This is a genomic window from Clostridium sp. CS001, assembly GCF_020443565.1.
Lineage (GTDB): Bacteria > Bacillota > Clostridia > Clostridiales > Clostridiaceae > Clostridium_AD.
The window spans coordinates 97,300-112,938 of sequence record NZ_JAIZZN010000011.1 but is presented as its reverse complement, the minus strand read 5'-3'; the positions used below and the strand labels follow the sequence as shown (position 1 = coordinate 112,938).

Annotated in this window: 15 protein-coding genes, 2 pseudogenes and 3 riboswitches; of the genes and pseudogenes, 15 read left to right on the top strand and 2 right to left on the bottom strand. The window is 32.4% G+C overall.

Annotated elements, in window-relative coordinates; all coding sequences use genetic code 11:
- Nucleotides 1-559: pseudogene (locus LGK97_RS09745) on the bottom strand (hypothetical protein); the annotation flags it as partial.
- 179 nt (nt 560-738) lie between these two features.
- On the opposite strand from LGK97_RS09745, the gene LGK97_RS09740 reads away from it, so the two are divergent.
- The 5 genes from LGK97_RS09740 to rd all read left to right on the top strand — a co-directional run bounded on the left by LGK97_RS09740 (nt 739) and on the right by rd (nt 4,081).
- Entirely contained in the window at nt 739-1,059 is a 321-nt protein-coding gene (locus LGK97_RS09740) for a DUF3784 domain-containing protein (protein WP_226259570.1), read from the top strand.
- A gap of 25 nt (nt 1,060-1,084) precedes the next feature.
- The gene (locus LGK97_RS09735; protein ID WP_226259569.1) at nt 1,085-1,522 is read left to right on the top strand and encodes a GNAT family N-acetyltransferase; all 438 of its coding nucleotides are present in this window, start codon (nt 1,085-1,087) and stop codon (nt 1,520-1,522) included.
- A gap of 52 nt (nt 1,523-1,574) precedes the next feature.
- Complete coding sequence (locus LGK97_RS09730) at nt 1,575-2,570, top strand: hypothetical protein (RefSeq protein WP_226259568.1); 996 nt, start codon at nt 1,575-1,577, stop codon at nt 2,568-2,570.
- 99 nt (nt 2,571-2,669) lie between these two features.
- Entirely contained in the window at nt 2,670-3,860 is a 1,191-nt protein-coding gene (locus LGK97_RS09725; RefSeq protein WP_226259567.1) for an anaerobic nitric oxide reductase flavorubredoxin, read from the top strand.
- 62 nt (nt 3,861-3,922) lie between these two features.
- Nucleotides 3,923-4,081 (top strand): rubredoxin, encoded by a 159-nt coding sequence (rd, locus tag LGK97_RS09720; RefSeq protein ID WP_226259566.1) that lies wholly within the window; start codon nt 3,923-3,925, stop codon nt 4,079-4,081.
- A gap of 36 nt (nt 4,082-4,117) precedes the next feature.
- Here the strand turns inward: rd and LGK97_RS09715 are convergent, their stop codons facing one another.
- Nucleotides 4,118-5,494, bottom strand: a complete 1,377-nt coding sequence (locus LGK97_RS09715; protein WP_226259565.1) for a Na+/H+ antiporter NhaC family protein — start codon at nt 5,492-5,494, stop codon at nt 4,118-4,120.
- 162 nt (nt 5,495-5,656) lie between these two features.
- Between LGK97_RS09715 and LGK97_RS09710 the strand changes: the two genes are divergently transcribed.
- From LGK97_RS09710 to LGK97_RS09665, 10 genes and pseudogenes are all read left to right on the top strand, one after another.
- Complete coding sequence (locus LGK97_RS09710) at nt 5,657-6,646, top strand: D-cysteine desulfhydrase family protein (protein ID WP_226259564.1); 990 nt, start codon at nt 5,657-5,659, stop codon at nt 6,644-6,646.
- A gap of 114 nt (nt 6,647-6,760) precedes the next feature.
- A riboswitch (SAM riboswitch) is annotated at nt 6,761-6,882 on the top strand.
- Nucleotides 6,883-6,976: 94 nt separating this feature from the next.
- Nucleotides 6,977-7,081, top strand: a riboswitch (SAM riboswitch).
- 118 nt (nt 7,082-7,199) lie between these two features.
- Nucleotides 7,200-8,156, top strand: a complete 957-nt coding sequence (locus tag LGK97_RS09705) for a methionine ABC transporter ATP-binding protein (protein WP_226259563.1) — start codon at nt 7,200-7,202, stop codon at nt 8,154-8,156.
- Complete coding sequence (locus LGK97_RS09700; RefSeq protein WP_226259562.1) at nt 8,157-8,801, top strand: methionine ABC transporter permease; 645 nt, start codon at nt 8,157-8,159, stop codon at nt 8,799-8,801.
- A gap of 64 nt (nt 8,802-8,865) precedes the next feature.
- Nucleotides 8,866-9,684: pseudogene (locus LGK97_RS09695) on the top strand (MetQ/NlpA family ABC transporter substrate-binding protein).
- 80 nt (nt 9,685-9,764) lie between these two features.
- On the top strand, nt 9,765-10,493 hold the full coding sequence (locus tag LGK97_RS09690) for a tetratricopeptide repeat protein (protein ID WP_226259561.1): 729 nt from the start codon (nt 9,765-9,767) through the stop codon (nt 10,491-10,493).
- A 40-nt stretch (nt 10,494-10,533) separates the two neighbouring features.
- Nucleotides 10,534-12,063, top strand: a complete 1,530-nt coding sequence (locus tag LGK97_RS09685; RefSeq protein WP_226259560.1) for an alanine/glycine:cation symporter family protein — start codon at nt 10,534-10,536, stop codon at nt 12,061-12,063.
- A gap of 130 nt (nt 12,064-12,193) precedes the next feature.
- Nucleotides 12,194-12,562, top strand: a complete 369-nt coding sequence (locus LGK97_RS09680) for a metalloregulator ArsR/SmtB family transcription factor (protein WP_319001557.1) — start codon at nt 12,194-12,196, stop codon at nt 12,560-12,562.
- Between the two features lie 45 nt (nt 12,563-12,607).
- Nucleotides 12,608-13,624: a permease gene (locus LGK97_RS09675; RefSeq protein ID WP_226259575.1), complete on the top strand. Its 1,017-nt coding sequence runs from the start codon at nt 12,608-12,610 to the stop codon at nt 13,622-13,624.
- A gap of 155 nt (nt 13,625-13,779) precedes the next feature.
- Nucleotides 13,780-13,845, top strand: a riboswitch (Fluoride riboswitch).
- Between the two features lie 62 nt (nt 13,846-13,907).
- Complete coding sequence (locus tag LGK97_RS09670) at nt 13,908-15,089, top strand: cation:proton antiporter (RefSeq protein ID WP_226259559.1); 1,182 nt, start codon at nt 13,908-13,910, stop codon at nt 15,087-15,089.
- Nucleotides 15,090-15,289: 200 nt separating this feature from the next.
- Entirely contained in the window at nt 15,290-15,535 is a 246-nt protein-coding gene (locus tag LGK97_RS09665) for a hypothetical protein (protein WP_226259558.1), read from the top strand.
- The last annotated feature ends 104 nt before the right edge of the window (nt 15,536-15,639 follow it).

The following is a 15,639-nucleotide window of genomic DNA, read 5'->3' as shown; positions in this document are numbered from 1 at the left end:
TTTTTTGAAGCAGCCTTTCGGCTCTTAAAGAAAATGAACGACCAGCTTCAAAAAAATCTGAAATTCTTCTAACAACACCTGTTTTTTTATTAGGAAGCTTCTTGTTTTTACCGGGTGTTTTAATTTTAGAAGGTTTCTTCTTATAAGAATATGTTTTTTTAAGTTTAATTCTGTCGGCAGACAGGTCAGATAGCCATAATCTAGATATAAAATCATAATGAGCACCAAGTGATGGGACATTATTTTCAGTGCACCCAATACACGTTGCAAATAGCTTACTGGCATGAAGCTTTTTAACCCAGTTAGTAATACTTATTTCCTTTTGAAAAAACATTAAAGAGAATGAACGAAAGATTTCAGGTTGAAAGGTTGCAGGTCTACCAGTATTAGAATAATAAGGTTTTAATATCTCACTGAGAATATCTAAGTCTAAGCAATATAACTTAGATATAGAAGATTCAAGTTCTATAATTTCTTTAGTGAAATCTTTATAGAAACATGAGAGATTTGAAATAATAAATTGTTGATAATCAGCATGAGAGGTCCAACTTTTAAGCATATGACAATCCTCCTGTAAAAATATGTATTCAGCAAGAGGACCGCAAAATTCTAGAGACTTGTCAAGTGTTTTATGCAAAAAAAGTGGGGGAAACAACAAAAATCAATGAAATTAAAAATGAGTAATCACAGGGGCTAAGGAGTTTCCGTGAACGCTCATATTATACAAGGGGGTTAGCAATGAATATATTCAAATTTATTATTCCTATAATTTTTGTTGTATTGGGGTTCATATTAAGATCTGGAAAAGGTAGCTTTCTAATTGCAGGTTATAACACAGCTTCAAAAGAAGAAAAGGAAAAGTATGACGAAGTAGCTCTAGGTAAGTTTTTGGGGAATTTATTAATTGCAATAGCAGCCATCGTGCTTTTGACTGCACTCTCAGAAATATATAGTGTAACTCTTTTTAAATTTATAGTTGTTGCTGCACCTATAATGATTGTTATTTTAGTGATTGGAACTATTATATATGCGAATACTGGGAATAGGTTTGAAAAATAATTTATAAAGTGAGGTGGATATTAAGGTGAATACTCTATACACTCGAGAGGTAGTAGAAGATGATTTTCAAAATATTTACTTGTTAAATAAGGATCTAGGGTATGAATATGATGAGCAAAAGGTGAAAATAAGAATCCAACATATTTTAAAAAACACAAAAGACGTTATTTTTGTGGCGGAGCAAAATCATGAAGTTATTGGATATATCCATGGGAGTCCCTATGAGCTTATATATGCGGATTCATTAGTTAATATCTTAGGATTAGTAGTAAAGGAGCAACATAGGAAGTTAGGGATAGGTGGTAAGTTAATAGACAGACTTGAAGTGTGGGCTAAAGAAAATGGATTTTATGGTATAAGACTAGTATCGGGAGCAGATAGATTGAATGCTCATAAGTTCTATAAGAACCATGAATATGTATATAGAAAGGACCAAAAGAGCTTTATTAAGGCCTTTTATTAATTAAAAGACAAAAGAGGGCCAATTAAATTAAAGAAATTATAGGGGGATTTACATGTATTTTAAAGAATATATTTTTCCGCTAGGGTATTACTTAGTCTCAATAATAATTTTACTTTGTAGTATTTATTATCTCTTATATAGGATATTTGCCGTACGGAAATTTGAAGTTAGAAAAAGAATGGAAAAAGGAAACTTCAATTTTATATTCGTATTTATTGGAGCGTTAATAATCATAAGTATGTCATCAAAATCTAGCAATAATCTTAATATATTTTTTGCAATAATATCAATAGCACAAGGGCTTTGGATATACGATTATAATTTTATTCTAGATGAGGGTTTATTTATAAAGGGAAAATTTATTTCATGGAGTAAAATTAATAACTTGGATTATAAAGACGATAAAACAGCAGAGCTTAGTTATTTTAAAAAGAACCAGAATAGTGTGATATCTAAAATGACTTTTAATATAGGCAATGATGCAAAACTAGTATTAGAAGATGCTTTAAAACGTAAGCAAGTTATTACAAACATAAGTAATTGGGAAAATGAAGATATAACGCAATCCTTTAAAAGTGTACAAAGAGGCATCGCTTTAGCATTAATTTTTGTAATAATGATTTTTGCATATCTTGCATATAGTCTAGGACAACCTAAATACTTAGAAGTTGTTTTAGCGAAAACATTTAATCACGAGAAAACTTCAAGTATAGTTGTTCGTTATCCACGTGAAGTTAAAGATGAGAATATGCCTTTTGGTAATATGTCTACAACATCAAAAGAAGAAAAGATAAATGAAGTGAAGGATTATCTTAATTCATTTTCTATAAGGAAGATTCAACTTAGGGACATGCGATATAGATTTATAGAACAAGAAGTATATGAAGTTACGCTTTATGAATTAGATGGAGATGAAGTAGAAATCTACATTTCTAAGAAAGAACCCGTCATTGAGATTATCAGTAAAAATAAAAAAAGAAGTTATTATATAGAGCAAGGTTATACGGATATAGATTTTATAAATAAATTTGGGCAAAGCATAAACTGACAGGAGGGTATGCTGATTAAAATATGCTTGTAAAACCTTCTGTTAGTGGTAAAATAAAGGTATAAGATTTGGATAATATATAGTCGAAAGGGGATAGCTATGTCATTTAAAATTAACGATTCTGTTACTTGGGTTGGGAAAATAGATTGGGATTTACAAACATTTCATGGTGAGGAGTACTCAACACATAAGGGTTCTTCATATAATTCTTATTTAATTAGAGATGAAAAAACGGTACTTATAGATACAGTATGGCAACCATTTTCAAAAGAATTTATTGCTAATTTAAAAAAGGAAGTAGATTTAAACACAATTGATTATATTATTTGTAATCACTCGGAAATTGATCATAGTGGAGCATTCCCAGAGCTCATGAAGGAGATACCAAATACTCCTATCTATTGCACTAAGATGGGAGCAAAGATGCTAAAAGCACACCATCACGAGGATTGGAATTTTGTTGAAGTTAAAACTGGAGACACATTAGATCTCGGAAAAAACAAATTAGTATTTGTAGAGGCAAGAATGCTTCATTGGCCGGATACTATGTTTACTTATTTAACAGGGGAAAACATATTGTTTAGTAATGATGGGTTTGGTCAACATTACGCATCAGAAGAGATGTATAACGACAAAGTTGATCAGTCAGAGTTGTTCCAAGAAGCAATAAAATATTATGCAAATATCTTGACACCTTTTAATTCCTTTGTAATTAAAAAAATTGAGGAAATTCTTAGTCTTAACTTAGCAGTTGACATGATTTGCCCAAGCCATGGTATCATTTGGCGAGAAAACCCACTTCAAATTGTGAATAAATATATGGAATGGGCAAAGGATTACAAGGAAAATCAAGTTACAATAATTTATGATACTATGTGGAATGCTACAAGAAGAATGGCAGAAACCATAGCGGAAGGAATAAAAGAGGTAAATAAGGACATTATAATAAAGATTTATAACTCTTCAAAAACTGACAAAAATGATATTATCACAGAAGTGTTTAGATCCAAAATGATACTTATGGGCTCTTCAACAATAAATAAAGGTATTTTATCTTCCACTGCAGGTATATTGGAGATGATAAAGGGACTTGGACTTAAAGGAAAGAAAGCAGCAGCCTTTGGAAGCTATGGATGGAGCGGAGAGTCAGTTAAGTTAGTTACAGAGGAATTAAATAAAGCCGGATTCGAAGTAATAAACGAAGGTATAAGAGAAATATGGAATCCTGATGAAGCAGCATTAGAAAGATGTAGAGAATTTGGAAAAAGTATTGGCCAAAGCATAGAGTAAGTGATATTATTAGTTAATAATATTAAATTGTAATATTAAATAAATTTAGAGGAGATGTTTTTATGGATAAGTACGTTTGTTTAGTATGTGGATATGAATATGATCCAGAAATAGGAGATCCAGATGGAGGAATAGCACCAGGAACTAAATTTGAAGATATTCCAGAAGATTGGGTATGTCCTTTATGTGGAGTTTCTAAATCAGAGTTTGAAAAAGTTTAATAAAAAAACATATTAAAAGCTAGGAATTTTTAATCATTATCTGATTAAATCTTCCTGGCTTTTTTCTTTAAAAATATACGAAAAAGCCATTGTAATAATTGGCGATAAGTAACAGAGTACTGCATAGGGTGCATAATCAGTGGCAGAGATTCCTGTAAGAGATTTAAGGAGAAGAGCATTAATATTCCAAAGCATTAAAGGCGCAATTATAGTGCCAGTATCTGAAATAGTCCTTGCAAGTAGCGCTTTATCAATATCAAGTTCGTTATATTTATCTTGCAAAAGCCTTCCAGGGAGAAGTATTCCGGCTGTTTGGTCACAGGTTATTACGGTCAAAAAACTACTAATTAGAGCTGTTTTAAATATAAGCTGTGATTTAGTACGTACACCTTTAGTTAGTTTTTCAATTAAAGGTAGTATCATGCCAGTTTTTTCAAACAGACTTGTTAAACTAACTGCACCCATAACTATAAGAACAACCTCAATCATAGATTTAATACCACCACTTATAAGTATCTTATTAAGCTCACCAGAGGCAGTAGAACCTTTATATCCAAAGAAGATTGCTTTTATCAAGGCATCAGGGGATATATGTTGGTAAAAAATACTGACTAGGCAACCTACAAAAAGAGCTATTAAAATTGTTGGTATTGTTTTAGAGCCACATAGGGACAGTATAAGAACTATTGCAGGAAGAAGTGCAATGTAGGGGGATATTACAAATCCATCTAGTATAGCATTCTGGTAATATACAAGATTTTCGGCTCCAGTGCTGATTGTAAAGTTTCTACCCATGACATAATATATTACAGCGGTAATTACAAATAGTGGGATGAAGGTTTGAAGCATTTTAGGCATTACTTCCCTATAGCTTCGTTTTGTTGTTATAAGCGTAAGATTAAATAGACCAGAGATTGGAGACATCTTGTCCGCAATAAAGGCACCAGAAATTATTGCACCAAGAAGCATAGGTGCAGGAACACCAAAACCTTTGCCAACACCAAGGAGTGCAATACCTATGGTACTTACTGTGCCAATTGCAGTACCCATAAATATAGATACTATTGAAACTATTAGAAAGGTAGCAAGAAGAAAATTTATACCCTTCATATATTCAAAACCATAGTACATTAGAGATGGAACCACACCAGAAGCGAGCCATACTGAAGCTGCAGCGCCAATAAGTAGAATTAAAATATATAACATCCATGCTTCTTTAAGCCCATATAAAATTATAGAAAGTACATTTATAAAGGTGTACTTATATTTTAGTAGTATCAAAGTAGTAAAAATAATACCGCCTAAAAATCCGTAAGCTATTGATGTATTTGTTATAATGCAAGTAGATATTAGAATTATGCTTGCCACTAGAATAATGTAAGAATGGGCTTTGGAGATACTTATTTTATCCATAATTCACCTCTATAAATTATTTATTTGAATTTGTACCTAAACCTTTTGAAGGCTAATCCTATTTCATATAATTTAGGAGTTTTATATTAAATATATCATATATGGTGGTATAATTAATATAGTAAAATGTGTGGTAAGATTAAGAAAGTGAGGATTAAAACTATGATTAAAATACCAAATAGAATTAAATTAGCCAATCTTCCAACTAAAATTGAAAAGCTTGATAGGTTGTCAAAGCTTATAGGCGGACCTAATATTTATATTAAAAGAGATGATTATACTGGAACTGAGATTTCGGGGAATAAAATACGTAAACTTGAATTTTCAATTAAAGAAGCCATTGATATGGGATGTGACTACTTAATAACTTGTGGAGGTATTCAATCAAATCACGCAAGAGCCACAGTGGCTGCAGCAGTTAAATTGGGAATGAAGGCTGGACTTATTTTAAGAGGCAAGGAAGACACTGAAATAGATGGTAATTTATTTATAAACAAGCTTTTAGGGGCGGACATAAGATTTGTTACAGCGGAAGATTATAGCAATAGACGGACGGAAATAATGGAAGAGCTTAAAAAGGAAATGGAATTTAAGGGCTATAAACCATATATTATACCTGAGGGTGCTTCAAATGGAATAGGGAGCTTTGGATATTTTAATGCTATGGAAGAAATACTTACTCAGGAAAAAGAGATGGGGATTCATTTTGATGGAATATTTGCAGCAGTGGGGTCAGGTGGAACTCATGCAGGTTTATTACTAGGAAGTAAAGTTTTAAATAGCACATCACAAATATATAGTATTAATGTATGCAATGATGAGAACCATTTTAAAAATGAAATTCAAGAAATACTTAGGGAAAGCAATAAGTACTTGGATGTAGATATTCAATTTGATAAGAGTGAAATAAATATAGTAGATGGATATGTTGGTCGTGATTATGCACTAAGTACCCCAGTAGAGCTTAACTTTATAAGTGAGTTTGCAAAACTTGAAGGTATTATACTTGACCCTGTGTATACTGGTAAAGGAATGTATGGACTTACTGAGGAAATCAAAAATGGAAGATTTAAGGATTTTAAAAATATATTGTTCATTCACACTGGTGGATTATTTGGATTGTTCCCTCAAAAGGATTTATTTGATTTCTAGTGCCACCCAGGTGGCAAGCGGCAAGTTAAAGGGGAAAAGTTGTAACTATAAAAAATCTTCTTTACATTTAATCTATAAGGTGATACTATATCTTTAATTTAATAAAACAGTTAATTCTCATCAAGAGAGGTAGAGGGAACGGCCCGATGACACCTCAGCAACCATCAGATTTCATTTGTCTGAAAAGGTGCTAATTCCTGCGCTTTGTTCCTTTGTAACTTAGCGAAAGATGGGAGAGGTGCCTTTGTAATGTTATGCCTCTTTCATCATTTTATTTTGATGGAAGGGGTTTTTTGTTTTTCATATAAATTAAAACTAAAATTTAATAGCGTCTTATCAAGAGAGGTGGAGGGACTGGCCCTATGAAACCCGACAACCAGTATCATGTATATGATACCCGGTGTTAAATCCTGCAGCATTGCTGTGAGATAAGAATAAGTTTGGCATTAGAGCTCAAGTTTATTCTTGGGTTCTATTTTTTTAGAAAAATAACTAGTGGGCAATAGTAGTGGTGAAAGATGCATTGTAACGAATGAAAAGGAGAAGTGATATTATGATTAAAGTTTGTGGTATAAGTAAAAGTTTTTCAAAGCTGAAGGTATTAGAGGATGTTTCATTCACAGTTGATAAAGGTGATATTTATGGTGTTATTGGTCATAGTGGTGCAGGTAAGTCTACACTACTTAGGTGCTTTAATGGTCTTGAAAGTTACGATGCAGGTAGCCTAAATATAATGGGAAAAGAGGTGAAGTCGCTAACAGCAAAAGAGCTTAGAGAATTTAGAAAAGATGTAGGCATTATATTTCAAAGTTTTAATCTCATTAGCCGAAAAAATGTTTTTGATAATATAGCTTTTCCACTGGAAGTATGGGGCATGGATAAAAGTTTTATTAAAAAAAGAGTAGATAGCTTAATAGATCTAGTAGGACTTAATGATAAGGTAACTAGCAACATACGAGAACTTAGTGGTGGTCAAAAGCAAAGGGTTGGAATAGCAAGAGCTTTAGCGTTAAATCCACAAATATTGCTCTGTGATGAAGCTACATCAGCATTAGATCCTAAAACAACAAAATCTATATTAGAGCTTTTGAGAGACATCAATAATAAATTAAATATAACAATTATTGTAGTTACTCATCAAATGGAGGTGGTAAAAGAGATTTGTAATAAATTTATTCTTTTAGAAGGAGGTCAGATTAGAAGTAGTGGTACAACGGAGGAGTTATTTGTTAGACCAACAAAAGAAATGAAAACTCTCATTGGGGAGGAAGAAGTGATACCTAATACAGGTTATAATATTAAAATATTTTTTCCAAAGGAGATTAGTCAAGATTGCTTAATCACTTCTATAGCCAGAGAGTTAAACATAGATTTTTCAATAGTATGGGGGAGGCTTGAAAAGTTTAGGGATAGTGTAATGGGTAGTCTTATAATAAACGTAAGTGAGGAAAACAAAGAAAAGATATTAAATTATTTGGATCAAAGATTAATAGAATGGGAGGTGATTTAAATGCTATTTAAGGATGTTTTACTACCTGCACTTTTAGATACAATCTATATGGTATCGCTGTCCACGGTTTTCACAATAATTTTAGGCTTTATTTCAGCAGTAGGACTTATCATAACTGCTCCTAAAGGGTTAAGACCAAATCTTTTAATTTACAAAAGTTTAAACTTGGTAATCAATATTCTTAGGTCCTTTCCATTTATTATATTGATGATATCTATATTTCCTTTAACTAAGTTTATTGCCGGAACAACCATAGGAACTAATGCAGCTATAGTTCCATTAACTCTTGGAGCGGCTCCATTTGCTGCAAGAATAATAGAGTCTGCACTTTTGGAAGTTGATTATGGAATTATTGAAGCCGCTAAATCTTTTGGTGCCAAAACTCATCAAATTATATTTAGAGTTATGGTAAAAGAGGCAATGCCCTCTATAGTGCTTGGAATTACTTTAACAGTAATAAATATTATAGGGTATTCGGCTATGGCTGGAACTATTGGTGGTGGAGGGCTTGGTGATGTGGCAGTAAAATATGGCTACTACAGATTTAAAACAGATATTATGATATACACAGTAATTATATTAATTGCAGTCGTTCAAATCATACAAGCATTAGGGAATTTATTATATAAGAAAATGATTAAATAAATATTTTAGCATGAAAGATGATAATTCTTATCTACTTATAAGGAATGCGAGGGGGAAATTAACAATGAAAAAAATATTAAGTGTATTATTATCAATAATTGTGATCTTTACATTAAGTGCTTGTGGATCAAAAAAGGAAGTTGCAACACATGAGAAAGTTGTGCCAGAGAAAAAAATTATTAAAGTTGGGGCTTCACCAGTGCCTCATTAAGAGATATTGGAAGTAATAAAACCATTACTAGAAAAGGATGGATATACCCTTGAAATAGTGGAATTTACTGATTATGTGACGCCAAATACTGCTTTAGCCGAAGGACAACTAGACGCAAATTTCTTTCAACACGTACCCTATTTGCAATCATTTAGTAAAGAAAGAAACCTAGAACTTGACTACACCGTAAAAGTTCATATTGAACCTATGGGCGTGTATTCTAATAAATATAAGAATATTAGTGAATTAAAATATGGAGCAGAAATAGCTATTCCAAACGATCCTACAAATGGGGCAAGAGCACTTAGAGTACTGGAAAAAGAAGGGCTCATAAAACTAAAAACAGGAGAGCTTATTTCTAAACTTGATATTACAGAAAATCCAAAGAATTTTAAAATAACAGAAATAGATGCCCCACAGCTTCCAAGGGTTTTGAAAGATCTAGACGCAGCGGTTATAAACTCAAACTTTGCTATTGAAGCTAAATTAAACCCAACAAAGGATTCACTAGCAATTGAATCAAAAGACTCACCTTATGCAAATGTGCTTGCAGTGAGAAAAGAAGATAAAACTAAACCTTATATAGAAGCTCTTTCAAAGGCGTTAAATTCTCCAGAAGTTAAAAAATTCATTGAGGGAAAATACGAAGGAAATATAGTTCCTGCTTTTTAGTACTACCCAGGTGGCAACTTGCCACTTGCCACCTGGGTGGCACTTAAGTTAATATAATATAGTAAGGAGCGGATGAAAAGATGAAATCAAAATCAGTAAAATTTAAGTTAATAATTTTTGTTGTTCTATCAGTTATGGTTGCAGGCATAGTTATTACTAAAGCTACAAGCAATAGTAAAAGTATCTTTATAAACGATAAAGTTAAAGACACAGGTAATAAAGATGCAGTGATAAAAAAACAAGGAATAGTAGAATCAGAAGCTTCAAAACAGCGAGAAATAAGTAAAAATGAAAATGAACAAGAGATAAAGAATAAACAAGAAGAACTAGAAAAGAAATGGAAGCTAGGCTATGATGAATTTTTTGAAAAAAAGTATGAGAAATCAATTGAAACACAAAGGCAAGTTATAAAGGAAGATCCAAGTTTTTATAAAGCATATGCTGTGGAAGGAATTGCATTAGCTTATAATGGTGATTTTGAGAAGGGCATGCAGCAAATAGATAAATCATTAGAACTTAAGCCTGATTATGGATATGCAAGGTTTAATAAAGCTTTAGCTAATGAACTATATAATCATTATGATGAAGCCATTAAATGGTACGAAAAAGCTTTAGAAGTGGAAAAATATGAGTGGAGTTATTATGGCATAGCTAGTGTCTATGGAAGAAAAGGTGATGTTAGTAATACTGTAAAATATTTAAAACTAGCTATTGAAATAAACCAAGGTATTAAAGAGGAAGCAAAAGATGAGAAAGATTTTGATAAGGTGCGAAATAGTGTGGAATTTAAGCAGTTAATCGAAAAGTAAAAATCGGTAAGGGGAATAATACATTGAAGGGGGTAAAAAAATGAGCGTATTTTTAGAGGCAATAAATAAGTTTTTTGAGTTTATAGTTCCTATTGCAGACTTTTTATGGGACTTTCCAACGAATTTTCAGTGGTATGAAAGCATCCCTATTTTGGGAAAATTCAGCTTTGCAATTATTTTACTTGTGGGAACAGGAATTTATTTTACTATTAGGACTAGATTTGTTCAAGTTACTGGGTTTAAAAAGGGACTTAAAATTCTTGTTAAAAGTAGAGCTACGGAAATTGGAATTAGTCCACTAGCTTCATTTTTACTAAGTTCTGCCATGCGCGTAGGACCTGGGAATATAATGGGGGTTACTGGAGCAATTTCTATTGGTGGACCAGGAGCACTATTTTGGATGTGGGTTTCGGCTTTCTTTGGAATGTCCACTGCTTTCGCTGAATCAGTACTGGCACAGATTTTTAAAGAGAAAAATGGAAATGAATACGTAGGAGGACTTCCTTTCTATGGACAAAAGATTTTAGGAAATAAGCGTTGGGTAGGGGTTGCATTGTCAATAGTTTTTATAATGTATGCACTTTTTACTATTCCATCTCAAACCTTTCACTTATTTACAAGTTTCGGTTCAATAGCTGACACTATAGGAGGTACAACCTATGGACGTCAATCCACTGTGTATTATGGTATTGCTATAGTCTTAATAATTACTGTTGCGTTAACGGTGCTTGGAGGAATCAGAAGAGTTGCGGCTGTTACTGATGTTATGGTTCCAATCATGGCAGTTATTTATACAACTGTAGTTCTTTTAATAATATTAGTTAACATAAATGAAGTTCCATATTTCTTTAAGGCAGTATTTGGTGGAGCTTTTAAACCTAATGCATTATTTGGTGGAGCTTTCGGCATCGCTTTAGCTCAAGGAATTAAGCGTGGACTTATGTCTAATGAGGCAGGACAAGGTACAATTACAATGGCAGCAGCGGTAGCAGATAATAAGCATCCTGTGGAACAAGGGTTTGTTCAATCTATAGGGGTTTTTCTAGACACAATGGTAGTATGCAGTATGACAGGATTTGTTATTGTCTTAGCACATGTGTGGACAGGTGATGCTGGGGTCGCATGGGAGGGTATAAAAGCTTCTAAACTTACAGTATACTTATCTTCAATACAATACTTGGTACCTGGTACCGCATTGGATGGAGTAGCTAAAATTGTTGTTTCACTATGTTATGGAATGTTTGCATTTACAACTTTAGTAGGATTAATATTATTTGCGGAAGTATCTGCAAATTTAATATCTAGAAGTAAGAAATTTATAATGGGAATACGCATGGTTGGTGCATTTTTCTTTGTTCCATTTGGAGTGCTAACAGTTCTTGCAGGATTAGAACTAGGGAACATCTGGTATATATCTGATTTTGTAAATATCGTTGTGGTTTATGTAAATGTACCAATTATATTAATAGGATCAGGACTAGTGTTTAAGGCATTGAAGAATTATAACGAATCTAAAGGAGCTAAGTTTAAATCAAAGTCTATTGGCGTGGATAGTGAAATTTGGAAATAACCAACTTGCCACTTGTCACGTGGGTGGCACTAGATAGGAACTGCTTGACAGGTAATTAAAACCAGAGTACTATATCTATATACCCATATGGGCATATAGATATAGTACTCTTTAATTTTGGGGAAAGGATGTGGAAGATATAGAAAAACTAATGAATTTATTTAAAGTGCTATCAGACGAAACACGGATGAGAATTTTGGTGTTGCTCTATCATAAAAAGCTTTGTGTATGCCAAATCCAAGGAATAATGGGAGAGGGTCAGCCTAAGATTTCAAAGCACTTAGGCAAACTTCGTGATATGGGATTTGTTAAGGATGAAAGGCAAGAACAATTTATATACTATTATATAGATAAAGATAATGACCTTCTTAAGGATATACTTAAGAAAGTAATATTAGATGTAGAAAATTATGATATATTGCAAGCGGATTTAAAAGATCTTGAAAAGGGTGACGATTATTTAGAAGCATTTAAAAACAAATGCAAGTGCAGCAGCTAGTATCAAATTGGAAACTTTAAAACATTATATAGGTAGGTGACAATGATGAATGTAATAACACAAATATTTTCATGGATCAATGATGCATTTTTAAAGATGACTTGGCTTTATAATCTTATTAAGGCCCTTGTAGAAAATGTGTTTGGATTGTCAATCAAAGAAAGGTTAGGTGGAAGTGTACATTTTTTCATTTATGATATGATAAAGATTTTTATATTATTAGCAGTATTGATCTTTTTTATATCTTATATTCAAAGTTATTTCCCACCAGAAAGAACAAAAAAACTTCTTGGGAACATTAAGGGAATAAAGGGAAATATACTTGGAGCTTTACTTGGTACAATCACCCCCTTTTGTAGTTGCTCTAGTATTCCAATATTTATAGGGTTTAACTCGGCGGGATTGCCACTTGGAATAACTTTTTCCTTCCTTATATCTTCACCCTTAGTGGACTTGGCATCATTATTAATTTTAATGTCCTTTTTTGGTACTAAGATTGCTGTAACATATGTTGTTGTTGGACTAGTCTTAGCAGTTGTTGGTGGAACTATTATTGATAAATTAGGGCTTGAAGAGTATGTGGAAGGTTATGTGAAAGAAATTGAAAATGTGGATGTAGAAATAACTGAGATGACAAGAGCAGAGCGTATATCTTATTCAAAACAGCAGGTTAAAGATGTATTTCGAAAGGTTTGGGTATATGTTTTAGTCGGAGTTGGGATTGGCGCAGCAATTCATAATTGGATACCTCAATCAGTCATCGAGAATGTAGTTGGAAACAATAATCCTTTCGCTGTATTGTTAGCAACTGCGGTTGGTATACCGATGTATGCTGATATATTTGGAACATTACCAATAGCAGAAGCATTATTTGGAAAGGGTGTAGGAATTGGTACAGTATTATCCTTTATGATGGCAGTAACAGCACTTTCACTACCATCAATAATCATGCTAAGTAAAGTTGTTAAACCTAAGTTGTTAGCAATATTTGTTGGCATAGTAGCAACAGGTATAATTATAATAGGATATTTATTTAATGCATTTTCATTCTTATTTGTTTAGAAAGTAATCTTAAAAGAGAAATTATTATGATAACTAATCCAGTTTAGTGATATTATTCCATTTATCTTATAGGGCTTTATATGTTTTATTTAGGGTTTTAAGAGTTATATTTTGGACAACTATTGATTTAGGCTACAAAAGGAGTATAATAAAATTATAAAATAGGTGATGGAGTTCACCTTAACTATTGCGATATTGCAATTAATGACTCCTACTTAGAGCTTTGCTTTAGGTAGGAGTCTTTTATTTTGAAAAATATTCAATAAAAGGGGAGAAATATAATATGGCAATGAGTTTAGCAATTATAATTATTTTAGGATTATTGTCCAATAAGTTATTTGAAAAATTAAAGCTTCCAGGGCTGCTTGGAATGCTAATACTAGGGGTACTCCTAGGACCTTATGTTACAAATATAATAAGTGCAGATATACTTAGAATTTCGCCAGATTTAAGAAAAATTGCACTGATTATTATTTTGCTAAGGGCAGGTCTTGGAATTAAAAAGGATACTTTAAATAAAGTAGGTATTCCTGCATTAAAGATGAGTTGTATACCTGGCATTTTTGAAGGGCTTAGTATTATGTTTGTAGCAAGTTACATACTTGGAATTACAAGAGTTGAAGCTGGGATGCTTGGATTCATAATAGCTGCAGTGTCTCCAGCAGTAGTTGTGCCACCAATGCTTAATTTTATGTCCATGGGAAAAGGCGAAAAAAAAGGTATACCAACCATAATACTTGCAGGGGCTTCTATTGATGATGTTTTTGCAATAACTATATTTTCAACCTTCTTAGGGCTATATGGTGGTAAAAGCATAAATATTGTAAGGAAGGTATTGGATATTCCCATATCTATCTTTATTGGAGTTGCAATAGGCGTCGTGGTAGGAATTGTGCTAACAATAGTATTTAAGAAATATCATATAAGAGATACAAAAAAGACTTTAATATTAATCGCTTCAGCAATTATGCTGACAGGACTTGAAGATGTATTTAAAAACATAGTACCCATTGCAAGTCTTCTAGGGGTGATGACAATTGGGTTTGTCTTACTGGAGAAGTATTCTAAAGTAGCTAATAAAATATCAATTAAACTTAGCAAGGTTTGGGTAATTGCGGAGATTTTACTTTTCGTATTAGTTGGAGCACAAGTTAATATATCCGTAGCTGTGAATTCTGGTATTTTAGGATTAATTATTATTACCCTGGGGCTAGTAGCTAGAAGTGTAGGGGTATTAGTATCTTTAATGGGCACTAATTTAAATGCAAAAGAAAGATTGTTTTGTGTGATTTCTTATATTCCCAAAGCTACAGTTCAGGCAGCCATGGGAGCAGTGCCACTAGCAGCGGGAGTAAAATCTGGAGAACTTATACTAGCAATTGCAGTGTTATCTATAATTATCACCGCACCAATAGGCGCTATAGGAATTAAATTAGGAGGAGAGAAGCTGTTGCCAGAGGATTAGGATATGGTTATAATCATAAATAGATATAATCATTTATAATTAAATATGATTTAAATATATTTAAACTAATATAATACAATATATTAGTTTAAATTATAATCTAATTTGCTTATATATAATTAATTATATATAATAGAAGTATACAAGAAAAAAATAGTGGATATAATAATATTGTTAATGCTATACGAGGAGGAAGAAAAATGAACGTAGATGTAAACACGCCAATCGATGAGCTTCTAGAGACCTGGGTTATGTATTCACAAAAACTTCTATACACTATGCTAACTTCCCAAACAGATATTGAGGAATTTAATAAAGTAAAGTTAGCTCTAAAAACAAAAGGAATCGCAAATTTAGAAATACATAATGTATATGAAAAAGAATATGTTTTGCACTATTTTAAACAAGGTGGTCAATTTAAAAAACACATTACTATAAATAATTAAGGTATAAAGTGAAAGAGTAAATAATCAGCCACAGGTGAAGTTTAGCGCTATTAACAATATGCGCTATACGAACCTTAGGCTGTATTTTTTATTTTTTGGATTGT